Origin of the sequence: Pantoea wallisii, from assembly GCF_002095485.1 — a bacterium.
Classification (GTDB): Bacteria; Pseudomonadota; Gammaproteobacteria; order Enterobacterales; family Enterobacteriaceae; genus Pantoea; species Pantoea wallisii.
In genome coordinates this window covers 63483-85795 of the sequence record NZ_MLFS01000005.1, presented here as the reverse complement: position 1 = coordinate 85795, position 22313 = coordinate 63483, and the positions used below count along the sequence as shown (strand labels likewise).

At 53.0% G+C, this 22313-nt stretch carries 11 protein-coding genes and 4 pseudogenes; 4 read left to right on the top strand and 11 right to left on the bottom strand.

Annotated features, from left to right (window positions below; all coding sequences use genetic code 11):
* Positions 1–5: 5 nt before the first annotated feature.
* A complete protein-coding gene (locus tag HA48_RS03115; RefSeq protein ID WP_128599733.1) occupies positions 6–1277 on the top strand; it encodes an alanine racemase in 1272 nt (423 codons plus the stop codon).
* A 153-nt stretch (positions 1278–1430) separates the two neighbouring features.
* Here HA48_RS03115 and HA48_RS03110 read toward each other — a convergent pair whose 3' ends face one another.
* From HA48_RS03110 to HA48_RS03100, 3 genes are all read right to left on the bottom strand, one after another.
* On the bottom strand, positions 1431–2126 hold the full coding sequence (locus HA48_RS03110; RefSeq protein ID WP_128599732.1) for an aspartate/glutamate racemase family protein: 696 nt from the start codon (positions 2124–2126) through the stop codon (positions 1431–1433).
* A 250-nt stretch (positions 2127–2376) separates the two neighbouring features.
* On the bottom strand, positions 2377–2598 hold the full coding sequence (locus HA48_RS03105; protein WP_128599731.1) for a YdgH/BhsA/McbA-like domain containing protein: 222 nt from the start codon (positions 2596–2598) through the stop codon (positions 2377–2379).
* A gap of 97 nt (positions 2599–2695) precedes the next feature.
* Entirely contained in the window at positions 2696–4759 is a 2064-nt protein-coding gene (locus tag HA48_RS03100) for an FUSC family protein (RefSeq protein WP_128599730.1), read from the bottom strand.
* A gap of 241 nt (positions 4760–5000) precedes the next feature.
* On the opposite strand from HA48_RS03100, the gene HA48_RS03095 reads away from it, so the two are divergent.
* Positions 5001–5948: a sulfonate ABC transporter substrate-binding protein gene (locus HA48_RS03095; protein ID WP_128599729.1), complete on the top strand. Its 948-nt coding sequence runs from the start codon at positions 5001–5003 to the stop codon at positions 5946–5948.
* Between the two features lie 107 nt (positions 5949–6055).
* Here HA48_RS03095 and HA48_RS03090 read toward each other — a convergent pair whose 3' ends face one another.
* From HA48_RS03090 to ssuD, 5 genes and pseudogenes are all read right to left on the bottom strand, one after another.
* Entirely contained in the window at positions 6056–7273 is a 1218-nt protein-coding gene (locus HA48_RS03090) for an acyl-CoA dehydrogenase family protein (protein WP_128599728.1), read from the bottom strand.
* A 3-nt stretch (positions 7274–7276) separates the two neighbouring features.
* Positions 7277–8707: an MFS transporter gene (locus HA48_RS03085; protein ID WP_128599727.1), complete on the bottom strand. Its 1431-nt coding sequence runs from the start codon at positions 8705–8707 to the stop codon at positions 7277–7279.
* A 224-nt stretch (positions 8708–8931) separates the two neighbouring features.
* Positions 8932–10325: pseudogene (locus HA48_RS03080) on the bottom strand (LLM class flavin-dependent oxidoreductase).
* 72 nt (positions 10326–10397) lie between these two features.
* Positions 10398–11808 (bottom strand): annotated as a pseudogene (locus HA48_RS03075) (FAD/NAD(P)-binding protein).
* A gap of 11 nt (positions 11809–11819) precedes the next feature.
* Positions 11820–12991: pseudogene (gene ssuD / locus HA48_RS03070) on the bottom strand (FMNH2-dependent alkanesulfonate monooxygenase).
* Positions 12992–13262: 271 nt separating this feature from the next.
* On the opposite strand from ssuD, the gene HA48_RS03065 reads away from it, so the two are divergent.
* The gene (locus HA48_RS03065; RefSeq protein ID WP_128599726.1) at positions 13263–15197 is read left to right on the top strand and encodes an aliphatic sulfonate ABC transporter substrate-binding protein; all 1935 of its coding nucleotides are present in this window, start codon (positions 13263–13265) and stop codon (positions 15195–15197) included.
* 436 nt (positions 15198–15633) lie between these two features.
* Here the strand turns inward: HA48_RS03065 and HA48_RS03060 are convergent.
* From HA48_RS03060 to HA48_RS03050, 3 genes and pseudogenes are all read right to left on the bottom strand, one after another.
* Positions 15634–16604 (bottom strand): annotated as a pseudogene (locus HA48_RS03060) (ParB family protein).
* A gap of 7 nt (positions 16605–16611) precedes the next feature.
* On the bottom strand, positions 16612–17811 hold the full coding sequence (locus tag HA48_RS03055) for an AAA family ATPase (protein ID WP_128599725.1): 1200 nt from the start codon (positions 17809–17811) through the stop codon (positions 16612–16614).
* 1680 nt (positions 17812–19491) lie between these two features.
* Complete coding sequence (locus HA48_RS03050; RefSeq protein WP_128599724.1) at positions 19492–20421, bottom strand: RepB family plasmid replication initiator protein; 930 nt, start codon at positions 20419–20421, stop codon at positions 19492–19494.
* Between the two features lie 475 nt (positions 20422–20896).
* Between HA48_RS03050 and HA48_RS03045 the strand changes: the two genes are divergently transcribed.
* Complete coding sequence (locus HA48_RS03045) at positions 20897–22273, top strand: aldehyde dehydrogenase family protein (RefSeq protein ID WP_128599723.1); 1377 nt, start codon at positions 20897–20899, stop codon at positions 22271–22273.
* Positions 22274–22313: the final 40 nt, after the last annotated feature.

Below are 22313 nucleotides of genomic sequence, written 5' to 3'. Positions count from 1 at the left end.
CGGCTATGTCGATGCATTTCCCGCTACGGGCGGATGGATTACTGGATACTCAGCATCCTGCACCGCGGTTCAAATCGGTTGCCGGCGCAGGTGATGCGCCGCTGGCAAACGGCACAAGGATATTTGACGGCGATGCGGTATTTTCGCCGCTGATGGTCATGAAGCAGTCGGCGCTGGAGAACAATTTGCAGCAGCTGGCGGCATTTTGCCAGGAGCATGGCGTCATGCTGGCAGCGCACGGTAAAACCTCTATGTCACCTGCCATTCTGCGTCGTGCCGTGAGCGAAGGCGGTGCATGGGGATTAAGCGCGGCAACGCCGGCACAGGTGCGCGCGCTGCGGCAATTCGGTATCCGCAATGTGTTTCTGGCTAATCAGCTGGTGGATCCGGCTGGCATTCGCTGGATAGCACAGTGGCAGCGGCAGCACCCTGAGCAGGGTTTCCTGTGCTATGTCGATTCACTGCAGGGCGTTGAGCTATTGCAGCGGCATCTCGCCGGCACGCAGATTTCGGTGCTGCTGGAGATGTCAGTCAGCGGCGGCCGCACCGGTTGCCGTTCACTACAGGAAGCAGTGAAGATTGCTGAAGCCATCAAAGCCAGTTCATCATTACAGTTAACGGGCGTGGCCGGATATGAAGGAGCATTGGGTGCCGGTCGTGATGCCGCCGGGATTGCGCGCGTTGAAGCCTATTGTCAGATGATGATCGCCACGGCATCACAGCTGGCAGAAAAACAGCTTTTCAGCAGCCCGTCGATCATCCTGAGCGCCGGTGGCGGCGCCTGGTTTGATGTCGTCACAACGTGCTTTACCGCCGCCACTCTGCCGCTGCCGGTTACGCCGTTGATCCGTTCCGGCGCCTATATGGCGCATGACAACGGTCTGTATTCGCGTATCGCGCCGTTTGCTCAGCCCGGCGCGCATCACCACTTTACCCCAGCGCTGGAGATTTGGGGCCGCGTATTATCACGCCCCGAGCCGGGATTAGCCTTTGTTGATTTTGGTCGCCGCGATGTGCCTTTCGATCAGGATCTGCCCAATCCATTATGGATGCGCAAGGCCGATGGCACTGACCCGCGTGATGCCTCACATCTGCGCATTACCGACGTGAACGATCAGCACGCTTACCTGCAGTTGCCGGATGACGAAGTGTTAGCACCGGGGGATTGGGTGGGCTGCGGTATATCGCACCCCTGCACCGCCTTTGATAAATGGCGCTATCTGCCGCTGGTGGATGATGAATATTGCGTCACAGATTCACTGGAAACAGCGTTTTGAGTGATTTTGCGGCACAAAAAAGGCTGCCAGTATCGGCAGCCTGTTCTGGCACATCCCTGTACGACCATTGCGGGTCCGGCTAAGTGCCTTCAATAAACACATAGTAACACACAGAATAATTAGCGTGCTAGTTATTTATTACGTTCTGCCCTGCTATTCAGGCTGTAGCGCCCGCTTTACCGCGTCCTCTGCGTGAATCAGGGTCGTATCAAACAGCGGTACGGCAGAATCGTCTGCATTAACCAGCAACGTAATTTCAGTACAGCCCAGAATGATCGCTTCTGCGCTCTGCTCAACCAGCTGCGCAATAATTTCGCGATAGCGCGCCCGCGACTCATCACGAATCACACCCAGGCATAACTCCTGGTAGATGATGTCATGCACGGTTTTGCGTCCCGGCACATCCGGCACCATCACCTCTAACCCGTATTGCTGCAATCGTCCTTTATAGAATGCCTGCTCCATCGTAAACGCCGTCGCCAGCAGGCCTACCTTTTTGACACCTGCCTGGCGGATACGCTCTGCAGTCGCATCGGCGATATGCAGTAGAGGAATATTTACGGCATCGGTAATCTGATCGGCAACCTTATGCATGGTATTGGTACAGAGCACCATGAAATCCGCCCCGCCCTGCTCCAGACTGCGCGCGGCTTCTGCCAGAATTTCACCCGCCTTTTGCCACTCTCCTGCAACCTGTAACTTTTCGATCTCCTGAAAATCGACGCTGTACATCAGGCTGCGGGCCGAGTGCAATCCGCCTAACTGCTGTTTTACCTGTTCATTGATAATGCGGTAGTAGAGCGCAGTAGATTCCCAGCTCATTCCGCCAATCAGACCAATCATTTTCATCGGTATCTATCCATAGGGTATATAAACGCATTGAAACTGCTCTCTCCACCTGCTGAAGTCAAAGCCTTAATACATGATAAGCGTGAAAGAGAGCGAGAAAACCACCTGCCAACTAGTAGGTCATTATTGAGAATTTATACTGCCATCAAAGCGGTGTTATCACAAGGAGAGCCATGGAACGGCTGGATCGCAGGCACAAAAAAGCCCGGTATTAACCGGGCTAAACACGCTAACGGAGAAAGGAGCGTTATTATTTGTACAGTTCAGCGGTCATGTTCACGCCATTGTCAGCGCGGGCGCTGGTGATTTTGTAACTGTCAGCACCCACGGCTTTAGCCTGTGCCGCCACCTGTGCTTCTGCACCTTCCAGCGTACTGGCGCGAACGGAGATGCTCTCTGCCGCGAAGCTGCCAAAGGAGATCATAGAGAGTGCAGCAACAGCGGCGATCGTCAGAGTTTTTACGTTTTTCATGGTCATATTCCTTCAATGTTTGGGCCAGAGCAGTGTGCTCTGCATGGGAGTTATAGTAACCATTGTTATTATTGCGCACCTAACATGAAGTGCGATCTTAGTCACACTTTGTGCTGTCATGCTGCAGTGACTTATCCGGCCAGCGCAGCGCCGGAAACAGGGACAGACGAATATTGAACAGATGAAACATCGGCGTAAATAGCGCCTCCTGCTCCCGCGCTGCTACGTCCAGCTGCAGCAACAGCGTATTCAGCTCCAGCAGCAGCTGCGGTTGCGGCGCGGCTTCCAGCGATTTCAGGCGCAGCTTAAGAAACTGGCTCAGTTCATGAAACATCGCTGCGCTTTCAATGTGATTCGCCAGCAGCAGCTCACGATGACGCGTGTAATAGTCGTAGCAATTTGCGCCCAGCCAGGCTTCGGCAATCAGGTTACCGCCAGAAACCAGATCCGGAGCAGGATCCACCCGCTTACGCGGCAGGATAATATTCACCTTATCCAGCGTGCGTGCCACAAACTGCTGGCGTGCCGTCAGGGTAGCCGTGTTCATGCGCACCGACGCGATAAACTGCAGTAAATCCCGAATGCCTTTCCGCAGCGCCCGTTTGGCGGTCCAGGAGGGGCGTTTATTGCGGATCAGCAATGTGAGCACCAGCGCGACAACAATGCCTACCAACGTCGACAGCATGGCATTCACTATAAGCAGCAGATCGGGTTTGAAGTGGTGACTCATGCCTATCAGCCCTGGAATTTGCGTAGCGACGATCAGCCCAATCAGGTTGGTGGCCGGATTCGCGATCACCAGCCCAAGCGCAAACAGCCCGGGCGCCAGGCACATGACTAACGCTTCAAAGGTTATCGCCTGGGGAATCAGCAGCGTTACATAGATCAGGCTGATACCCATTGAGATCAGCACCCCTTTAAGGAACAGCTTCATCGGCGCAATCGGGCTGTCGAGCCCGGCGAAAAATGAGCACAGTACGGCGGCCATCATCGGCGCCGTTGAGCCATCTTTCCAGCCGCTGCCAATCCAGAACAGGCAAGTCATAAACGTGGCGCTAAATGCCGTGAAGCAGGAGAGCAGCAGCAGGCCTTTGTCGACATGCTTATGCGCCCGGGCCGTTTTACCGGGTCTGACCGCGGGCGTCCATTCGCTTACGCGCTCACTCACGCTGTGGTAAGCATCAGCAATGCGCACAAAGTTGAGCAGACGCTCCAGCAAGCCCATCAGCAGGATACTCTCTTCACTGCATAAACGACCCTCACGCCACGTCTGCTGCAACTGCCGTTGCGTCTCACTTAGCGTGTGGCGCACCGCCAGCGTGTCATCACCATTGAGCCACAGCAGGAAGTGCTGAAATGCCACCGCAACGTAGTCGGGGAAGCGAATATGCTGTTGCGCCAGCATCGTCAGGCGCGATTCAATCGCGGTGAGGGTCGGGATCAGATAGGAGAGATGCTGATACTGCACGCTGACCAGCCGCACCAGCCTGCGTGCAGCATCCCCTTCATATACGCAGTGAGTGATCAGCGTTTCAACATTGAGCGGATAGTTCGCCATCTGAACCAGTATGTCCTCGCGCGCCAGCGACTTCTCTGCTGGCATCACCGTCATCAGTTCGCTACACAAGGTGCGGGCGTTTTGGTACCAAAGCCTGACGCTCTGCTCCAGCAGATGGCGCATAGAGACTGGCATAATTAGCCGATGCACCAGACTGCTGCAAACAATCGCGACGGTAATCTCCTCAATACGCGAAATCACCGTATAGGTAATGGCGGAAGGGGATACTACGTCAGGAAATCCCATGATCGCCGCGCTGTAGCCCGCCAGCATAAATACGTAACTTTTGGGCGTGCGGTCATGCAGTGAAAGGTAGAGACAACCAGCAACCCATAATGAAATGCACAAGCTAAAAAGCAGCGGCGATTGCACGGTAGCCGGATAGATCAACAGCGTAAACAGCCCGCCGAGGAGAGTGCCGAAGAAGCGAAAAACCGACTTGGATATAGTGGAAGCCGAATAGAGTTGTGAGGCAACGTACACTGTAGTCAGTGACCAGGCCGGTTTATCGAGATTCAGCGCCAGAGCAATAAAAAAAGCCAGAAAAGCGGCGAGACAGGTTTTAGCAGAGAACAGCACTGCGCTTCGGGAAAACCACTTCATAGAACGCGTGAAACCTTTGTAAGGCGAGGAGAGCGCTTATCCTGTCATAAGCCTGGCGGGATGGCATTTTGATTTGTTATACAAATTATTACCGTGCTAATTATCCGGGTAGCAATGTAAATTGCTGACTACAGTGAACGATGTGAATGACGGAGAAACAGGTTATAAGCAGTCAAAATTAGTTATTTAATAGTTATATAAACGGTTTGCTAAGGTGGCAAAAAACCACGAGGGAATTCCCATGCAAACAAAAACGTCTGTACTAAGCGCACTGGCCATCAGCGTTGGTCTGTTTTCAGCGCACGCGCTTGCCGCAAGCCCGGAAACGGTTACCGTTGGGTATCAGAAAGCCAACATCTTTGCCCTGTTGAAGTACCGCGGCACGCTGGATGAAACCCTAAAAAAAGAGGGCATCAGCGTACGCTGGGTTGAGTTCCCGGCCGGTCCGCAGATGCTGGAAGGATTGAATGTCGGCAGTATTGACCTGGCCGCAACCGGCGATGCCCCGCCCACTTTTGCTCAGGCTGCCAAAGCCGATCTGGTCTATCTGGGGCACTCACCGGCAAACCCGCAAACCGAGGCCATTGTGGTGCCCGGGAACTCACCAATTAAAAAAGTCGCCGATCTGAAAGGCAAACGCGTTGGCCTGAATAAGGGGTCGGACGTGAACTATCTGCTGGTGAAAGCGCTGGAAGAGGCCGGGCTGACCTATAAAGATGTGACGCCGGTGTATCTGCCGCCTGCCGATGCACGCGCGGCGTTTCAGAAAGGGGCGATTGATGCCTGGGTTATCTGGGATCCCTATCTCGCTGAAGTGGAAGCCAACGCCGATGCGCGCGAGATCCGCAACGCCGAAGGCTTAGCGCCCCATTACACTTTCTATCTCGCCAGCCGCCCGTTTGCTGAAAATCATCCGGAAACCGCGAAGCAGGTGATTGACGAGCTGAGTAAGCTGAGCGACTGGGCTAACCAGCATCAGGATGAGGCCGCCGCAATTTTAGCGAAATCGACCGGGCTGGAGAAATCGATCTGGCAAACCACGCTGAAGCGCCTGCCCTATGGCGCATCACGCATGACAGCAAAAGTATTTGATGAGCAGCAGGCGCTGGCCGATACCTTCACCCGCGTAGGTTTGCTGCCGGTGAAAGTTGATGTGCGCAGCGCAACCTGGTCGCTGGATAAGCGATAATTTTGCCTGACGATCATTCACAGCAACGCGTCCTGGGGGATGTTTAATCCGTAAGGCGGTTAGTGGGCGTTTCACACAAGCCCACTGACCCGCCATCCCCGCCCTGGCTATTCCGTCTTTGACTGGCCGATCTGCCAGATACCCGTTGGTGTCTTACCGTTCACCTTCCAGTCGCCGATATCACGCGCTTTATATATCACCGGATTGTGAGAGGAGACGGTACGCGCATTACGCCAGTGCCGATCCAGCGCTTTACTGACGCGCGTATCCGACGCACCCAGCGCATTAAACAGCTCTGTCGCCGCACGCGGAATCAATTCGCTGGCAACCACCTGCGCCTGGCCGGCTTCCGCTTCTGCCTGTGCGTTAATCGCGATGATGGCAGCTTCGTCATTACTGAGGTGCGCCTCATAGGCTGATTGCAGTGAATGTGCTGCGCGGATGACCGTTGCCTCAACCGCAAATGCCAGGCTGGTGATCTCGCCGATAACCTGCAGCACTTGTGCATCCTGACGTGGTACATTCGCATTGCCGTGGCTGTAAACGCGGTTACGCGTCGCCACCACTTCTGCACCGTCACGCGCTACCGCCCGACCAATACCCGCCAGCGTGGCTAAAAGCACATGCTGGTAATAGGCGGTCTGATAACGGAAACGGGTGGCAAAATCGTACACGTGCGCCTGTTCAATCCGTGCGTTATCAAAGCGCGTAGTACCGCTGCCGGTAAGACGCTGACCAAATCCATCCCAGTCATCCAGACGCGTCACTCCCGGTTGATGGGTATTCACCAAAACAATCACATCACCCTGAGTATCTTCACGCCGGGCGAAGACATCGATCCAGTCGGCATACAGGCTACCGGTGCTGTAAAACTTCTCACCGTTAAGCACCCAGCCGCCGTCTGCCGGCGTTACGCGCGTCAACACATCACCTGATTTCACATTACCGATTTCCGTCCAGCCGCTCCCGACCAACTCGCCATCGCTAAAGCGGCGGAACCAGCTATCGCGCGCCGGGCTATCAGACTGATTCAGCCGATCCTCAACAAATGCGAAGTGCGCGCGCAGCGCCTGCGGCAGATTAGAGTCAGCTTCAGCCAGTTCAACCAGCAGCTGGAAGAGTTGCGGTAACGATGCGCCCCAGCCGCCCTTCTCTTTTGGAATGCGCACCGTGCCAAAACCGGCCTCTTTAAGCCACCGCAGTGCGTCATGCGGTAACGTGCGCGTACGTTCGCGTTCTGCGGCACCCGCAGCAATACGGGCAAACAGCGGACGGAAATGGGCCGCCAGTGCAGTGTAATCAGTGCCTGTTGATAATGCGCTCATGGTTTACTCCTGAGAGAGATCGTCGATGTCGTGGCGGGTAGGCTCATGGCGCACTACCAGCAGGAAAAAGATCGGGATAATCGCGGCAAGCGAGACGACCCAAAACATATTGGTACCAAGGGCTGCCTGCAGAATCGGCAGGATAAACAGCGCCAGTGCGCTGCCGATGCCAGAGAGCGCCCGACTGAAACCTACACCGGTAGCGCGAATGGAAGTGGGATAAGAGAGCGCCGGATAGACCATCAGTTGCGCGCCAGGGCCAAAGCCCTCGGCAAACAGCCATAATCCGAGCATCAGCACAGCAAAAACTGTGCCTGCCAGCGCCTGCGGATGGCCAATCAGCGCCAGCGCCGTCAGGGCGAAAAATTGCAGAGCGAAGCCGGCAATCGCTACGTGACGCGATGGATATCTCCACGCCAGGCGCATACCCAATAAGCCTCCCGTAAAGGCGAAAAGCGCATTCAGGCCGAGCGAAGCGGAAATGGTTTCGAACACGCCCGCGCCAAGAAACTGCGCAAGAATCGAAGGCAGAAAGAAGGCGATAGCGGTGTACTCAAATGAGATACAGATATTCATTACGCCCGCCACAATGGTGCGTTCCCGCCACGGTTTTTGAAACAGTACGCGGAAACTCACCCTGGGTGCAGCGGCGACCGGAGATGCTTCCGGTTCGGCTTCATGGGCGTGAATACCGTAAGAGTCACGCAGAATGCGCACCGCCGATTTGAGATCGCCCTGATTTGCTGCCCACAGCGGGGATTCATTCATAAATTTACTGCGTACGGCGATAATCAGCAGCGCCGGTACGGCACCAAACAGGAGTGACGCACGCCACAGCCAGTCGGCGTGCTGCGCAGGCAGCAGAAAGTAGAGGCCGAAGATCAACAGGAAGCAGACGGTGGATGCCGCATACCACATCGGGCACCAGGCCGCGAGACGCGCCGCTTTATTGCCCTTGCCGGCAAATTTTGAAAACTCCGCCAGGTAAGACATCGCTACCGGGAGATCGATACCGACACCAATGCCCATCAGGAAACGGGCGCCGATCAGCACCCAGACATTGGGTGCCAGGCCGGCAGCAATGGCTGATACGACAAAAAACAGCATGTCCGCCATGAATACCGAATAGCGCCCATATTTATCCGTGAGCCAGCCGCCAATCAGGTTACCCACGATAGTGCCTACCATAATTGATGACGTTACCAGCCCGGTGGTAAACGGTGAGAGGCGGAATTCGCGCACCACATCATCAATACCGTAAGAGAGTGTGGTTAAGTCATAGGCATCAAGAAAAACGCCGCCCAGCGCGAGAAACACAATCATTCGGGCATAGTTGTTTTTACTGCTACGGGTATTGATCAGTCTTGCCACATCACTGACCGAACGGACCGGCTCCGATACCGGCAGGGTGTTTTCTAAAGGAATTGAGCTCATAACATCTCACGTGTTTAGTTGTACAGGTGAAGTGGTTATAAGCGTTCCCCGCACCGGACCAAAGCAACAATAAAAGCTATAAAATTGCGATAAATCAATAATATAAACTCAGAAAACGGCAAAGCCCGGATACGCATAACGCATCCGGTCATGTTATTAAAGCGATCTTCTGTTGGCAGCCCGCTAAGGCGCGCGCAGCGATATACGTGAGCTTTTACCCTGCATCATATAACCGCCTGTTTTAGGTTACTGCGCACGCGATAGCCGGCACCGGGGTGCGGTATCTCAAGCTGTGGACCGGCATTAAACAGTTTTTCGCGCAGCGTGCCGGCGGCATACTCTTGCTTATAAACACCACGCTTTTGCAGTTCAGGGATGAGCAGCTCAACCACATCGGTAAAGGTTTCGTGCGTTAGCGCATAGGCGAGGTTGAAGCCATCCACATCGGTCTCTTCCACCCAGCTTTGCAACTCATCAGCTACCGTTTGCGCGCTGCCAACCAGCAGCGGACCAAAGCCGCCAATGCCCACCCAATCAGCTAACGCTTTCACCGTCCACTGGCGATCGGGATCGGCAGTGGAAAAGGTCTCAACCGCAGACTGGATGGCGTTGGTATGCAGGTACTTCAGTACCTGATCCGGTTGATACTGACCGAAGTCGATACCGGTCCAGCCGGAAACCAATGCTAATGCCCCTTCATAACTGACCCACTGTTGGTACTCTTTCCACTTCTCCTGCGCAGCCCGATCGGACTCGCCCACAATTACCGTCTGCAGATTGAAGATCAGAATGCTGCGCGGATCGCGTCCAACCGCTTCAGCGCGGCGGCGGATATCCGCTACCGCTCTTTTCAGCAATACTTTCGACGGTGCGGCAACAAACACGCACTCCGCGTGTTCAGCGGCAAACTGTTTACCACGGCTGGATGCGCCAGCCTGATACAGCACCGGCGTACGCTGCGGTGAGGGTTCACAAAGGTGGATTCCGGGCACGTTAAAAAACGTCCCTGATGATTGATTGGATGGATTTTTTGCGGATCGCTAAAGATACGACGTTCACGGTCACGAAGCACGGCGTCCTGCTCCCAGCTGCCCTCCAGCAGTTTATAGACCACCTGTAAGTACTCATCGGCGTAATCGTAGCGACTGTCGTGATCGGTCTGCGTCTTGTGCCCGATATTGCGTGCGCCGCTCTCCAGATAGGATGTCACAATGTTCCAGCCAATGCGCCCTTTGGTGAGATGATCCAGCGTGGACAGGCGACGGGCAAACGGATAGGGATGTTCGAAGGAGAGTGAAGCCGTCAGGCCAAAACCCAGATGCTCGGTGACTAACGCCATAGGCGTAATCAGCGCCAGGGGATCATTAACCGGTACCTGCGTCGCCTGGCGAATCGCTGCATCCCCGCTGCCGTTCAGCACATCATAGATGCCCAGTACATCGGCAATAAACAGGCCATCAAACTTGCCGCGCTCCAGCAGACGCGCTAAATCAACCCAATACTCCAGATCTTTATACTGCCAGGAGCGGTCACGCGGATGCGCCCACAGTCCCGGTGACTGATGTCCGACACAGTTCATATCAAATGCATTAAGGCGTATTTCACGTTGCGATGGCATAGCAATCTCCATAGCGCGGCTGTAGTCATGCTACGACCGGGCGTTCGTCAGATTAAGGTGGATGTTAAGCGATTAGGGTGCAGAAGAGGGACATCGCTCAGCCTGAGCGATGTGGAGTTCGGTAAGAATATGCTGCGCAACGTCGGCGGCGTGATCGGCTACCTGTGGCAGCCCCATCAGTTCTCCAAAGCGGGCGCGGGCGGCCGGTCCGACCACAAACAGGCGTGAATTGGGTGAGCTTTGCTGATCCAGCGCGCGCGACCGGCTATCGACATCGATGCCGAAACCCAGCGCATCCGCGCGAATGTATCCCTGCTGACTCAACGACTGTAAGAGCGGCTGACTGCGCGTCAGTGCGGCATGCGCCGGCCCGGTTGTCACAATAAGATGATCCAGTACCCGCGTCTGCAACGCGCCGTTGCGTAGACGCAGCGTAATTGCCAGCTGCGATCCATGCGGGCTAACCGCAGCCAGACGCGCCGGCAGCACCTGTAAACTGCCCTGCTGCTGACGCCGCGAAATAACGTCTGCCACTTGAGGCGCAATACGATATCGGTGCACATCCCACCACGAACGCAGATGACGCGCAAAGCGCTGCTGTTCACGCAGCGGCAGCGATTGCCAGATCTGCTGCCCCTGCACCCGCACTTCATCCAGCACGCGTTGCCAGGGTAATTGCATGGCAGCTGCACGCGCAACCTCAGCGCGGATGTGATGCAGCCACAATCGCGCACTGGCCGCATTCTGAGGCGCCAGTGCCCACTCTGGCCATTCACCCTTGAGATTCTCACGTGAGAGCTGCCCACGGCGCGAGAAGGCGACTAACGGGCCGTAATGCTCGCGCGCGTCCAGCGATGCCACCGCATCCGCCATACTCAAGCCCGTGCCAACGATGCCGACACTCGCCTGCGGCGCAATCACCTCCAGAGCCCCCTGTTGCCAGGGGTTGGCAATTAACGCCGGATGAGCAGCAACGGCGCGTACTGCAGCAGGTAGCGACGGTGGGGGGATGGCTGATAGCAAGCACCAGCACATCGCCGCGTAACGCTGTGCCGTCGCTCAGCTGCAGCTGCTGGCCTTCCCATGCTACCGCGCTGGCCTGAATATGGCGCAGCTGTACATGTGTAGAGCTCTCCGCTGCGCGGACAAACTGATGTGCCAGGTAGCGACCAAACATGTTGCGCTGCGGATATACCGTGCCGTCTGCACAGTGGGCTGCTGAATCCAGTGAACACTCTGGCTGCTGCCGGTACCAGCGATCAAAAGCGCCTGGCTCCTCTCCGCTGAGCTGCATACGTGCAGCCGGCACATTGATACGGTGCGCCGGGTCCAGCGTGGAATAGGCCACGCCACAGCCCGGCATGGCACGCGGCTCAACCACTGTAATCAGTAACGGGGCCGACGACGTTCGGGCAAGATGAATCGCGAGGGCAGTGCCACTAAAACCCCCACCAGCGATAATGATCTGCGCTGCTGCCATCACTTTCTCCTGCTTCAGCGGGTGCCGGTCTGTTTTGAAGGGCGTTTGTCACCGCCGATGGTTTCGCCGAACGGCCCGGTATTGAGTGTACGCGCGCGCTGCTGCTGACCCTGTGAAACGGGTAATAACGGCAGCAGTAGCTCAGCAACACGATGCGCCTCTTCCAGATGCGGATAACCCGACAGGATGAAGTTGGTCACACCCAATGCCTGATATTCACGAATGCGCGCGGCAACCTGCTCAGGGCTTCCCACCAGTGCAGTGCCGGCACCGCCACGCACTAACCCAACGCCGGCCCATAAGTTTTGCGAAATGTAGAGATTATCACGCGAGCCATTGTGCAGTGCGCTCATGCGGGCTTGTCCCGCCGAGTCCATCCGCGCAAATATCTTTTGTGCCTGTGCAATGGTCTCGTCATCCAGATGAGCAATTAATTTATCCGCCGCCGCTTTTGCCTCCTCTTCCGTCTCACGCACTATCACATGCAGGCGAATCCCGTACTCCAGAGTACGTCCTCTCTCTTCGGCGCGGCGACGCACCACGGCCAGTTTTTCTGCTACCTGCTCAGGCGGCTCGCCCCAGGTCAGATAGGTATCGATCTGCTCTGCGGCAACATCAATAGCCGCGTCGGATGAACGCCAAAATAGAGTGGCGGACCTTTTTCCTGAACCGGCGGGAACAGTACCTCAGCGCCTTCAACGCGGATATGCTGCCCCTCATAATCCACCTTTTCACCGCGCATTAAACGACGATATACATCCAGGAACTCTTTAGTAACTTCATAGCGTTCACGATGCTCAAGAAAGATGCCGTCACCTCTGTTCTCTACCGGATCGCCGCCCGTTACCACGTTAATCAGCAAACGGCCCTCTGACAGGCGGTCAAGCGTTGTCGCCATGCGGGCAGCCAGCGTAGGCGGCTGTAAACCCGGTCGTACGGCCACCAGATAACGCAAACGGCGGGTGACAGGCGCTAACGCAGCCGCTACCAGCCAGGCGTCCTCGCAGCTTTTTCCGGTGGGGATAAGGACGCCGTAAAAACCGAGATTATCGGCGGCCAACGCTATCTGCTGCAAATAGCCCAGATCAACCGGACGGCCTCCCTCCGTGGTTCCCAGATAACGCCCGTCGCCGTGGGTTGGCAGAAACCAAAAGACATTGATGCTCTCATTACTGACGTCGGCCATGATTCTTTTCCTATATAACCGTATTTAAAAATGATTAATTTGCAGCATTTATTTGGTTATATAGCGGTAAGCGAAAAGCGTGCCACCTCTCAAAATTTTTTCTGTGTAGTTATTTCAGGGAGTTGCCCTTAATGTCATTATCAGCGAGTTGCCTTTGCAACTCCCGCACAACAGCATTTGCTGCATATGCAACTACTTATGCTTTTTTCCTGCTATCCATAGTGTTCTGGCACGTTTAGCCTGAGGTAAAGCTCACTACCGGATTACTGCCATGCTGAACCCTTATGCTAACCATACGGATTCCCCTCGTTTAGTGGACCCTGCCTCACTGGCGTTTCAATCTTTGCTGGATAAATTCGCGCCCACCGATGCCACGGTGTTGATCGTCGGCGAGACAGGCACAGGTAAAGAGGTCGTCGCCCGCTATTTACATCACCATAGCCTGCGTCGGAATGGCCCTTTTTTAGCGGTGAACTGTGGGGCGTTAACCGAGAGTCTGTCTGAGGCTGAGCTATTTGGACATGAGAAAGGCGCCTTCACTGGCGCGATCCAGGCGCATCCCGGCTGGTTTGAATCTGCTGAAGGGGGCACATTACTTCTGGATGAGATAGGCGAGTTAAGTCTGCCCCTGCAGGTAAAGCTGCTGCGGGTATTGCAGGAGCGGGAAGTTACTCGTGTGGGTTCACGTAAGCCCGTTAAGATTAACGTGCGCGTCATTGCGGCAACGCACGTTGACCTCGCCCAGGCTATTCGTGAACGCCGCTTTCGTGAAGATCTCTTCTATCGCCTTAATATTGCCGTGGTGCCTTTGCCGCCGCTGCGTCAGCGCCGTGAGGACATTCCTCTACTGGCGCGACATTTTCTTTCGCTATATGCCCGCCGGCTCGGCAGGCCGGCGCGATATCTTTCTGCAGATGCGCTGGAGTCGTTACGCGAATATAGCTGGCCGGGTAATATTCGGGAGCTGGAAAATACGCTGCATAACGCAGTTCTGCTTAGCCGTGATGAAACCTTAACGTCACAGCATTTGCGGTTAGCAGGCGGGAATTGGGCCTCGCCAGTGGACGCGGAAGATACGACGCTGGATAATTTTTTGCGTCATCAATTAGTGCACGAACCGCAGCAACTTTTCGACCGGGTTGTTCACAGCCTAATCGACAATGCGCTGACCTTGACCGGCAGTAATCAGACGCAGGCGGCTGCCCTGTTGGGGATCAGCCGTCATACGCTTCGCACCCACCTGGCTAATCAGGGCGTAATAAAAGGGCGCCGTAAAACCGCTCAATCTTCACCTTTCATCGATGCTGGCGATCGCATGTATGAGCGTGAATTGCGTATCGGCTATCAAAAGTTTGGCAACCTTGGTGTGCTAAAGGCGAGGCAAACTCTTGAGCAGTGTTTTGCAGAGCAACATATCAGCGTGTTATGGAGTGAGTTCCCTGCCGGCCCGCAACTCCTTCAGGCCTTACAAAATAATGAGATCGATTTTGGCACTACAGGCGAAGTCCCGCCTATCTTTGCCCAGGCCAGCGGCAATGCCGTCACTTATATTGCATGGGAGCCGCCCGCGCCCGGCAGTGTGGGCATCGTTGTTCCGCACGCCAGTGACATCGTCACCGTAATGGATCTGCGAGGTAAACGCATCGCTGTAAACAAGGGCTCGAATGTTCACTGGCTGCTGTTACAGCTGCTGGAGGAGGCGGAGATTGCTCTGGATGAGATTAAAATTGTCTATACGCCGCCAAAGTATCCTCTTACCGCCAGCGATTTATTAGCTGCTGATGCCTGGATGATGTGGGATCCGCTGCTTAGCGTAGCGGAAAGCAATCCGGAACTGCGTATATTAGTAAACGGCGAGGGGCGCGTTCGTAATCACCAGTTTTATCTTGCCCGTCGCGATTATGCCTGGCAGCACGAAGAGATTATTCAACAGCTGATTGAGAATCTGCAGCATACCGGGTCTTTCATTGATAACAGACGGCAGCAGGCAGCGATTCTGCTGGCACACGAATTAAGCCTTGAGCCCGAAGCCGTTGAACGGGCGTTGTCACGCCGAAGTCATAAAACACGTGCAATGGCGTTTGACGTTATTAAAGAGCAACAAACAATAGCCGACCGTTTTTATGCGTTAGGCCTTATCAGTAAACCGGTGCGAATACGTGATGCTGTCTGGCAATCTGTGCCTGCCCGCGCATTTCAAAACTAAGTGTTCTGAAAGAAAGTTATCCACGTTTTCTGTGGATAAATCACTGAATATCATCTGGCTAAGCACTACTGCATAATCATTTTATCAGCCTGATGCTGATGAAAACGCGGCGATTTCAGCCTGAAATTTCTCATAAAACATGTTTAATTTCATATGATTAATAATGAAATCGCTGCGGCGAGGCCATAAAATTTCAGGGGCTTAATTCCTGATATTTTTATGTGATTTTCTGGATGCTGATTTCGCACGCAGTCGGTTAAATTAGCGACACCGTATACTCTGCATTTAGATCATCCGGGATGAAAACAGAAGAGAAAATTGGCGATTTCAGCCTGAAATTTTTACAGCCTCTATCGATATTTCATAGGGTTAGCCGTGAAATCACACTGGCGAACTGAATCAGCATAAAAAAACCGCCATAAGGCGGTATTTTAAATTATTGGTTGAGATATTTTTTTAGGGTTTCATTAATCACTCTATCCAGCTCTTCCTGTAGCTCCCGGGATTGCCGGTTAAACTCATAGCTGAACATACGCCCACGCATCTTTTTACGTGCAAAGCGGTCTTTGTCGGCAAAGTCCCATAGCGGTGTTGATACGGTTTTATCTTTAGCCGGAGATTGCATTAAGGTCTGGCTACCATTGCGAACCAGACGCAGGATACCGTTTTTAACTTCATCCTCGGCCAGCCCATCTCGCGCGCAGACGCTATCGACATCCATCCCAATGGTATCAATAAGCGCATCCACTGTCTGGCCGGTCTCCTGCAGTTTCTCGTAAGACTGTAAGAGCGTTTTATAGTCCGGATAGTCAGTTCATAGTGATTCGGGAACAGGGTAACGAGTTCAGATGGCACGCTGGCTGCCTGCAGCGCGCGCGTCACTTTTGCCTGAGATAACCCTTCGCTCTGAGCAATCTCTTTCTGCGTCAGGCCGCTCTCCTTTAGAGACATCAGGCGCATGCCCACTTCACGCAGGTTATGTTCGCGTGCTGTCTGGATATCCTGTGCCAGACGACGAGCTTCATCTGCGGAAATAGCGACATCGGTGACCAGTACATCCAGGCCGGTTTTGCAGTGAAGGGCGGCAGCGCGGCGGCGCGATCCATCGAGAATCTCAATACGCTCATCGCGCTTCACACCAATCGCAGGGAAGAACTGCTGCAGTTTGATAGTACGAATAATGTCGCGCAGGGACTCGGGTGTTAGCCCGGACTGATCGCGCCCGTTGGTTTCCATCACAACATAGGTTTTCTCTTCAACTTCTTTCGCCGCGATGTGCTCCAGTCTGAACTGAGCCCGTTTGCCGGTTGCGAGAATAAAAGTCTGCGAATGGCCATCTGCGCTGGCATCATTTTGTAGCGGGCTCTGGCTGAAGGTACGGCCAATAGTAATTCTTTTTGCGCTCATAATAACCTCAGTTCAGGCGAATAAATTCAATACGATCAAAGACAGCTTTGGCAAAATCTTCTGCCGCTGAACGCGCGTTCTTCAACGCTTCGCTGCTGCCAACATAGGTTGAAGGGTTTGCAGAAATGACTGTATCAAATGACTCGCCGCAGCGTTCAAAACCATCCAGACGTGGCAGGGCAGCATCCAGCATATCGCCACCAAAGATCTCTTTAGCCAGGCTATGGCACATCTTGTGATCGGCTTTATTCGAAAGCTTCGACATAAAACCAATGTTGCCCTGTATGCGGCAGGGTGCACCAGACTCTTCAATAATGCCGATAAGCTCAGGCAGGCGCGTCAGGTATTTCAGCGTGGAGTGGAAATCAACCTGAGCAGGTGGAACCGGCGTCATCAGCAGATCAGACGCTGCAATAGCATTCTTCAGGAAAGCATCCAGGTGTGGGCCGCTGTCGATAAAGATAAAGTCGTAATCTTTCTTTAGTTTGGCGACAACATTCTCATAAAGCACAGCGTGTACGTTCTGCTCAGGCAGATGTTCAGCGCATAGCTCTTCCCAGCGCGATGCAATAAAAGCGTCATCAATTGAGGCTGGCAGCACATCCACACCGGGAATGATGGAAGGTACAATAAATTCGCTTTTTAGCTCTTCACGGCTGACATTTTGTAACATTGCCTGGGCTGCGGTAGCTTCCACCAGACCCACAGAACGCTCGTGGTTCAGGAACATGGTGGCAGAGGATTGCGGATCGAGGTCAATCACCAGAATACGCAGATCTTCAAACAGTAGATGTGGATGCGCCCGCAAGGCATGTGCCAGTGAGACTGTCGAAACGGTCTTCGAAACGCCGCCTTTGAGATTCCCCACAAACAGTGTGAAGGCTTCAGCATGACGATCGCGGTATTTAGGTACACCGCGATGATGATAGATATCGATGATATTTTGAATCGACATCGCATATTTGGTTGAGCTGCCTGCAGCGCGCTTATCGAACGGATAGCCATTCTCTTCCATCTCGTTAACAGCGTAATCCACGCTGGCGCGTGTAAGCTTAGGCAGTTTGGCTAACGCCGCTTTCGCATAAACCTGATAAAAAGTATTCTCCTTTAACTCTGCTTTTTGCGCCTGAATCTGCTCAGTCAAACTCATCAGCATCTTCTCTGAGCGTTGAGCGACCTTCAAAACCTGCTTATCATCGTTAGCCATACTTGCTCCACACATGTAGGATTTCTGCCTTTATACCGAAATCCTGCACATGAGGCAAATCTAACTCATCTGCTCAGTAAGGTTTAATAATGAGAAAATGCGTGTAACGGAAATGGCTCATCTGCAATGTTCACTGTAATCAGTGCGTGTACTGTAAGCACATCAAGTGGTTGTTCAGGAAGTAAGCACCCGTTGAGCATTTACCATGCAAAGATTCACTGTAATCAGTTATCGATAGACTTACATTCCCGTGAAAATCATGCAGGTAAGGGTAAAAATCCATAAGGCGTAAAGATTTGTGCGTAATGTTCACTGTAATCAGTAGACGCCTTTACTCCGCATCATTCACCAGAATAAGCGAAACGTTTACTGTAATCAGTGCGGGGTTCACTGTAGTGAGTAGACGACTCTTCGCGATGTGCGATTTGACATGCGAGAAATGTGATGTGCATCTCAAAACGTTCACTGTAAACAGTACAGCAAATGATAAAAGCTTAGCCATGGATTTACGTTCACTGTAATCAGTAAAACTCTCTGTGCGTTCTCCCTGGCGTTCACTGTAATCAGCAATTTTATACTTATCAGCTCAGATCGATCACTGTAATCAGTAAGCAACGCGCATTGAGCTCAGATCGTTCACTGTAATCAGTAAGCAACGCGCATTGAGCTTAAACGTTCACTGTAATCAGTAACGTAAACGGGGCCGCATGCAAATATGCTGCACTGTACTTAATAGATTCACTGTACTCAGTAGCTCAATATTCGCTTATTGCAAGCCTGCCCAATGACTATCCAAACAAACATTCACTGTAATCAGTAAGTATTAAAGTGCGCTACTTCAACGAGTCAGCAGCACTGAACGTGCGCGTGGAAAGTTATCTGACGCTTAGTGTTCACTGTAATCAGTAGTCTGTGCTTCGCCGTCCAGCCGCTATTGCACTCAGTCAATGACGTTCACTGTAATGAGCAAGGCACTGTGCAAGTACGCGTACAGGATGTTCACTGTAATCAGTAGAGCAGGGTGGATTGTGTAAACAGAGAGCAGACTGGAAGGAAGCAGAGCAGGGTGACAGGAGTTAACATTCACTGTAATCAGCTGCTGTGGCAGGGTCTGATGCTCCTCGAAGCATTACGTAGTCATAAGCCGGGTGTACGTTCACTGTAAGCAGTACAAGCGTGAATATTCACTATACGCAGTAATCCATTTTACCCTGTCACTTTTACTGGTTATTTTTACAGCAGCCATGCTGATTACAGTAAATAATTCTCACCGGTTAAGTTTTTCCCTTTAAAAATAGCGGATTAACGACAGACATTCACTATAGTGAGTTAATATGGAGGCGATAATGTTCACTGTAAACAGCATTGATAGAAGGTGGTGCGCAACGTTCACTATAATCAGCTAACAGCCCGTTAAAAAGGTTAAACAGAGCAGCTCTTATCAACCCAGTAAGCACTTACTATCAATATAAGCCTGTAAAAACGGGTGCATTAATCAAAATGAAGAAATGTACACCAAGGATGGATTAACGAAGCGCTGATTACAGTGAACATTACTGATTGCAGTGAATAGCTTGAGATTGACTGATTACAGTGAACGTTATGAAGAGAAGTGGATGTCACTTTTTTAGCCAAAAGTGACACCTTTTCGCCGTTTGAGCTGATTACAGTGAATGCTTGTCAGTCTTCAAAGTCGAGATCTTCCAAAGACTCAATACTCTCCAGATTACTGATACCATCGAGTTTAGGCGTGCGGCTATGAATGATGAAAAACACCGAGCGGCCGCGTTTCACTTCTGAATAATCCAGATAGCCAATCTCTTTAAGCTGCTCCATTGCGCGGCGTACCACATGATTCTGCGTTGTGGTTTTTGAGCCCAGGTTAAGGCGCATACGCAAACGAGCAAGAGAGATAGGGGCGGGGTTGGTCGGCAGACTTTCCAGATAAGTATACAGCGCCTGCGCCGACTCTTTACGCTTCAACCGCGAGATAGCCCTGAGCTGTAACAGCACCTTGTGGTCGAAATTATACAGCTCGAACAATTTAGGATCGGCCTGAATACGCACCAGATCTTTCTCACGATCGTAATAAGCCGATTGCACGAGGTGCGTATGGTAGGCTTTGCCATTGCCTTCAAAGGAGAGCGTGTTGGTGGCGATACGTCGCAGTGACGCATCCAGACGCTTACGCAGCGCTGCAGAGGAGTTAGCCGAAGGGATGCCACACATCTTCACGAAATCGATGAATGGCAGCGTGACGGTATCGCCCTTTGACGGATAGCGGGAGAACGACTGGATGATGCCAGCCCAGGTTTTGAAATCATTGTCCATATCCAGCCTGGCACCGGTAATGGTAATCTTTTCATAACCTTCTGCTTTTACCAGCGACAGGTTTTTCAGCTCTTTCGTGGCGTCAGTTGAGGCCATTGCTCCCGATTTACCACGCGCAGTGGATTTCAGGGTAGGAACAAACAGACCCAGGCGCATCAACGCGACCGGTTGTACGGTGTTATTTTTATTTGGATGAAGTTGAATAACTTCACCACTGTTTTTTGTCACCGACAGAAAAGGTTCAAGTAACGCCTTGTTTTCACTCTCTTTATCTGCCATAGCCTGAGATCTTCATTCTGTGGATGAAAAGGATCAATTCCTGATTACAGTGAACATTAGCACTGTTTATAGTGAACATTCTACTCCCTATAGTGAATAAAGTACTGACTACAGTGGACACTTTGCTGATTATAGTGAACACGATCACCTTCTTAGCCCTTGTGCGGTGCGGCCTGCGACGATCGGGGATCTCTTAGGATCTCTTTAAGATCTCCTTATGATCTTCTTTTAAGATCTAATCACTGTATAAGTGGATAACGTGCTGATGAATCAGTGCGGGTCAGTGAAAACCTGCAGAAAAAGACGTCAGGCGCATTAATCGGCGCAAACAGCCTCAATGCCATAAATCCATGCCGGAGAACTCATACCTTCTTTATCTGAGAAGAACTTCCTTATTAATATTCATTTTTCATCAATTGCTGTCAGGCGTAAGGTTAATTCCATTATAAATTCTACCCGGTAACGAAGGTATCCTATGACTGACCATGTGATTTCCCGCAATCCAACTACAGGTGACGTGATCGCGACATATCCGCTGCAGGACAAAGCTGAACTGGACGCTGCACTTCAACAGAGTGCCAATGCTTTCGTTCAATGGCGATCAACCGCAATGGAGCAACGCGTACTGGTATTGCGCCAGCTGGCAGAGCAGATTCGTCAACGTCAGGATCAACTGGCAACAATGGCCACACTCGAGATGGGCAAGCCCATTGCGCAGGCACGTGCAGAAGTCCTGAAGTGCGCCAACCTGTGTGACTGGTATGCGGAGCAGGGTCCGGCGATGCTGGCTGACAAGCCGACGCTGGTGGAGGATCAGCAGGCATGGCAATCATTCCGCCCGTTAGGCGTGATCCTTGCGGTGATGCCGTGGAACTTCCCGTACTGGCAGGTGCTGCGTGGCGCAGTGAGCATGCTGCTGGCCGGCAACACTTATCTGCTCAAACACGCACCAAGCGTAATGGGCTCGGCCCATCTGATGAGCGAACTGTTTGATGCAACCGATCTGCCAAAAGGCGGCTTTACGGTGATCAACGTTGATAACGAGGGTGTCTCTACAGCGATCAAGGATCCGCGGGTTGCTGCTGTCGCCGTTACCGGCAGCGTGCGTGCCGGTGGGGCGATCGCCGCACAGGCGGGGGCAGTGCTGAAGAAAACGGTACTCGAATTAGGTGGTGCAGATCCGTTTATTGTATTAGCAGACGCCGATCTTGACGCTGCGGTGGCTTCAGCCGTCGCAGGACGCTATCAGAACACCGGACAGGTATGTATGGCGGCAAAGCGCTTCATTATCGAAGAGAGCGTCGCAGAAGCGTTTGAGGCGCGTTTTAGCGCAGCTGTTCAGGCTCTGAAGATCGGCGATCCTCTGCAGGAAGAGACCTATATCGGTCCGATGGCCCGATACGATCTGCGCGATGAGCTGGATCGTCAGGTACAGCAGACCTTGGCAGAAGGGGCTCGCCTGGTACTGGGCGGCCACAAAATTGAGGGCGTGGGTAACTACTATGCGCCAACTATTCTGGCAGACGTCACACCTGATATGACCGCCTTCCAACAGGAGATCTTCGGCCCGGTAGCGGCAATCACGGTGGCTCGTGATGCTGAACATGCCCTGGCGCTGGCAAATGACAGTGAGTTCGGCCTGAGCGCGACGGTCTGGAGCGGTAACGAAGCGTTGGCACAGGATCTGGCAGAGCGACTGGAGACCGGTGCGGTATTCATCAATGGCAACGGCGCATCTGATCCTCGCGTTGCGATTGGCGGCGTGAAAAAGAGCGGCTATGGCCGTGAACTCTCCAGCTTTGGTGTGCATGAGTTCTGTAACATCCAGACGGTGTGGAAAAACCGTCGCTAACGCATCCGGGGCGCGCAATAATGTGCGCCTCTACTCCTTT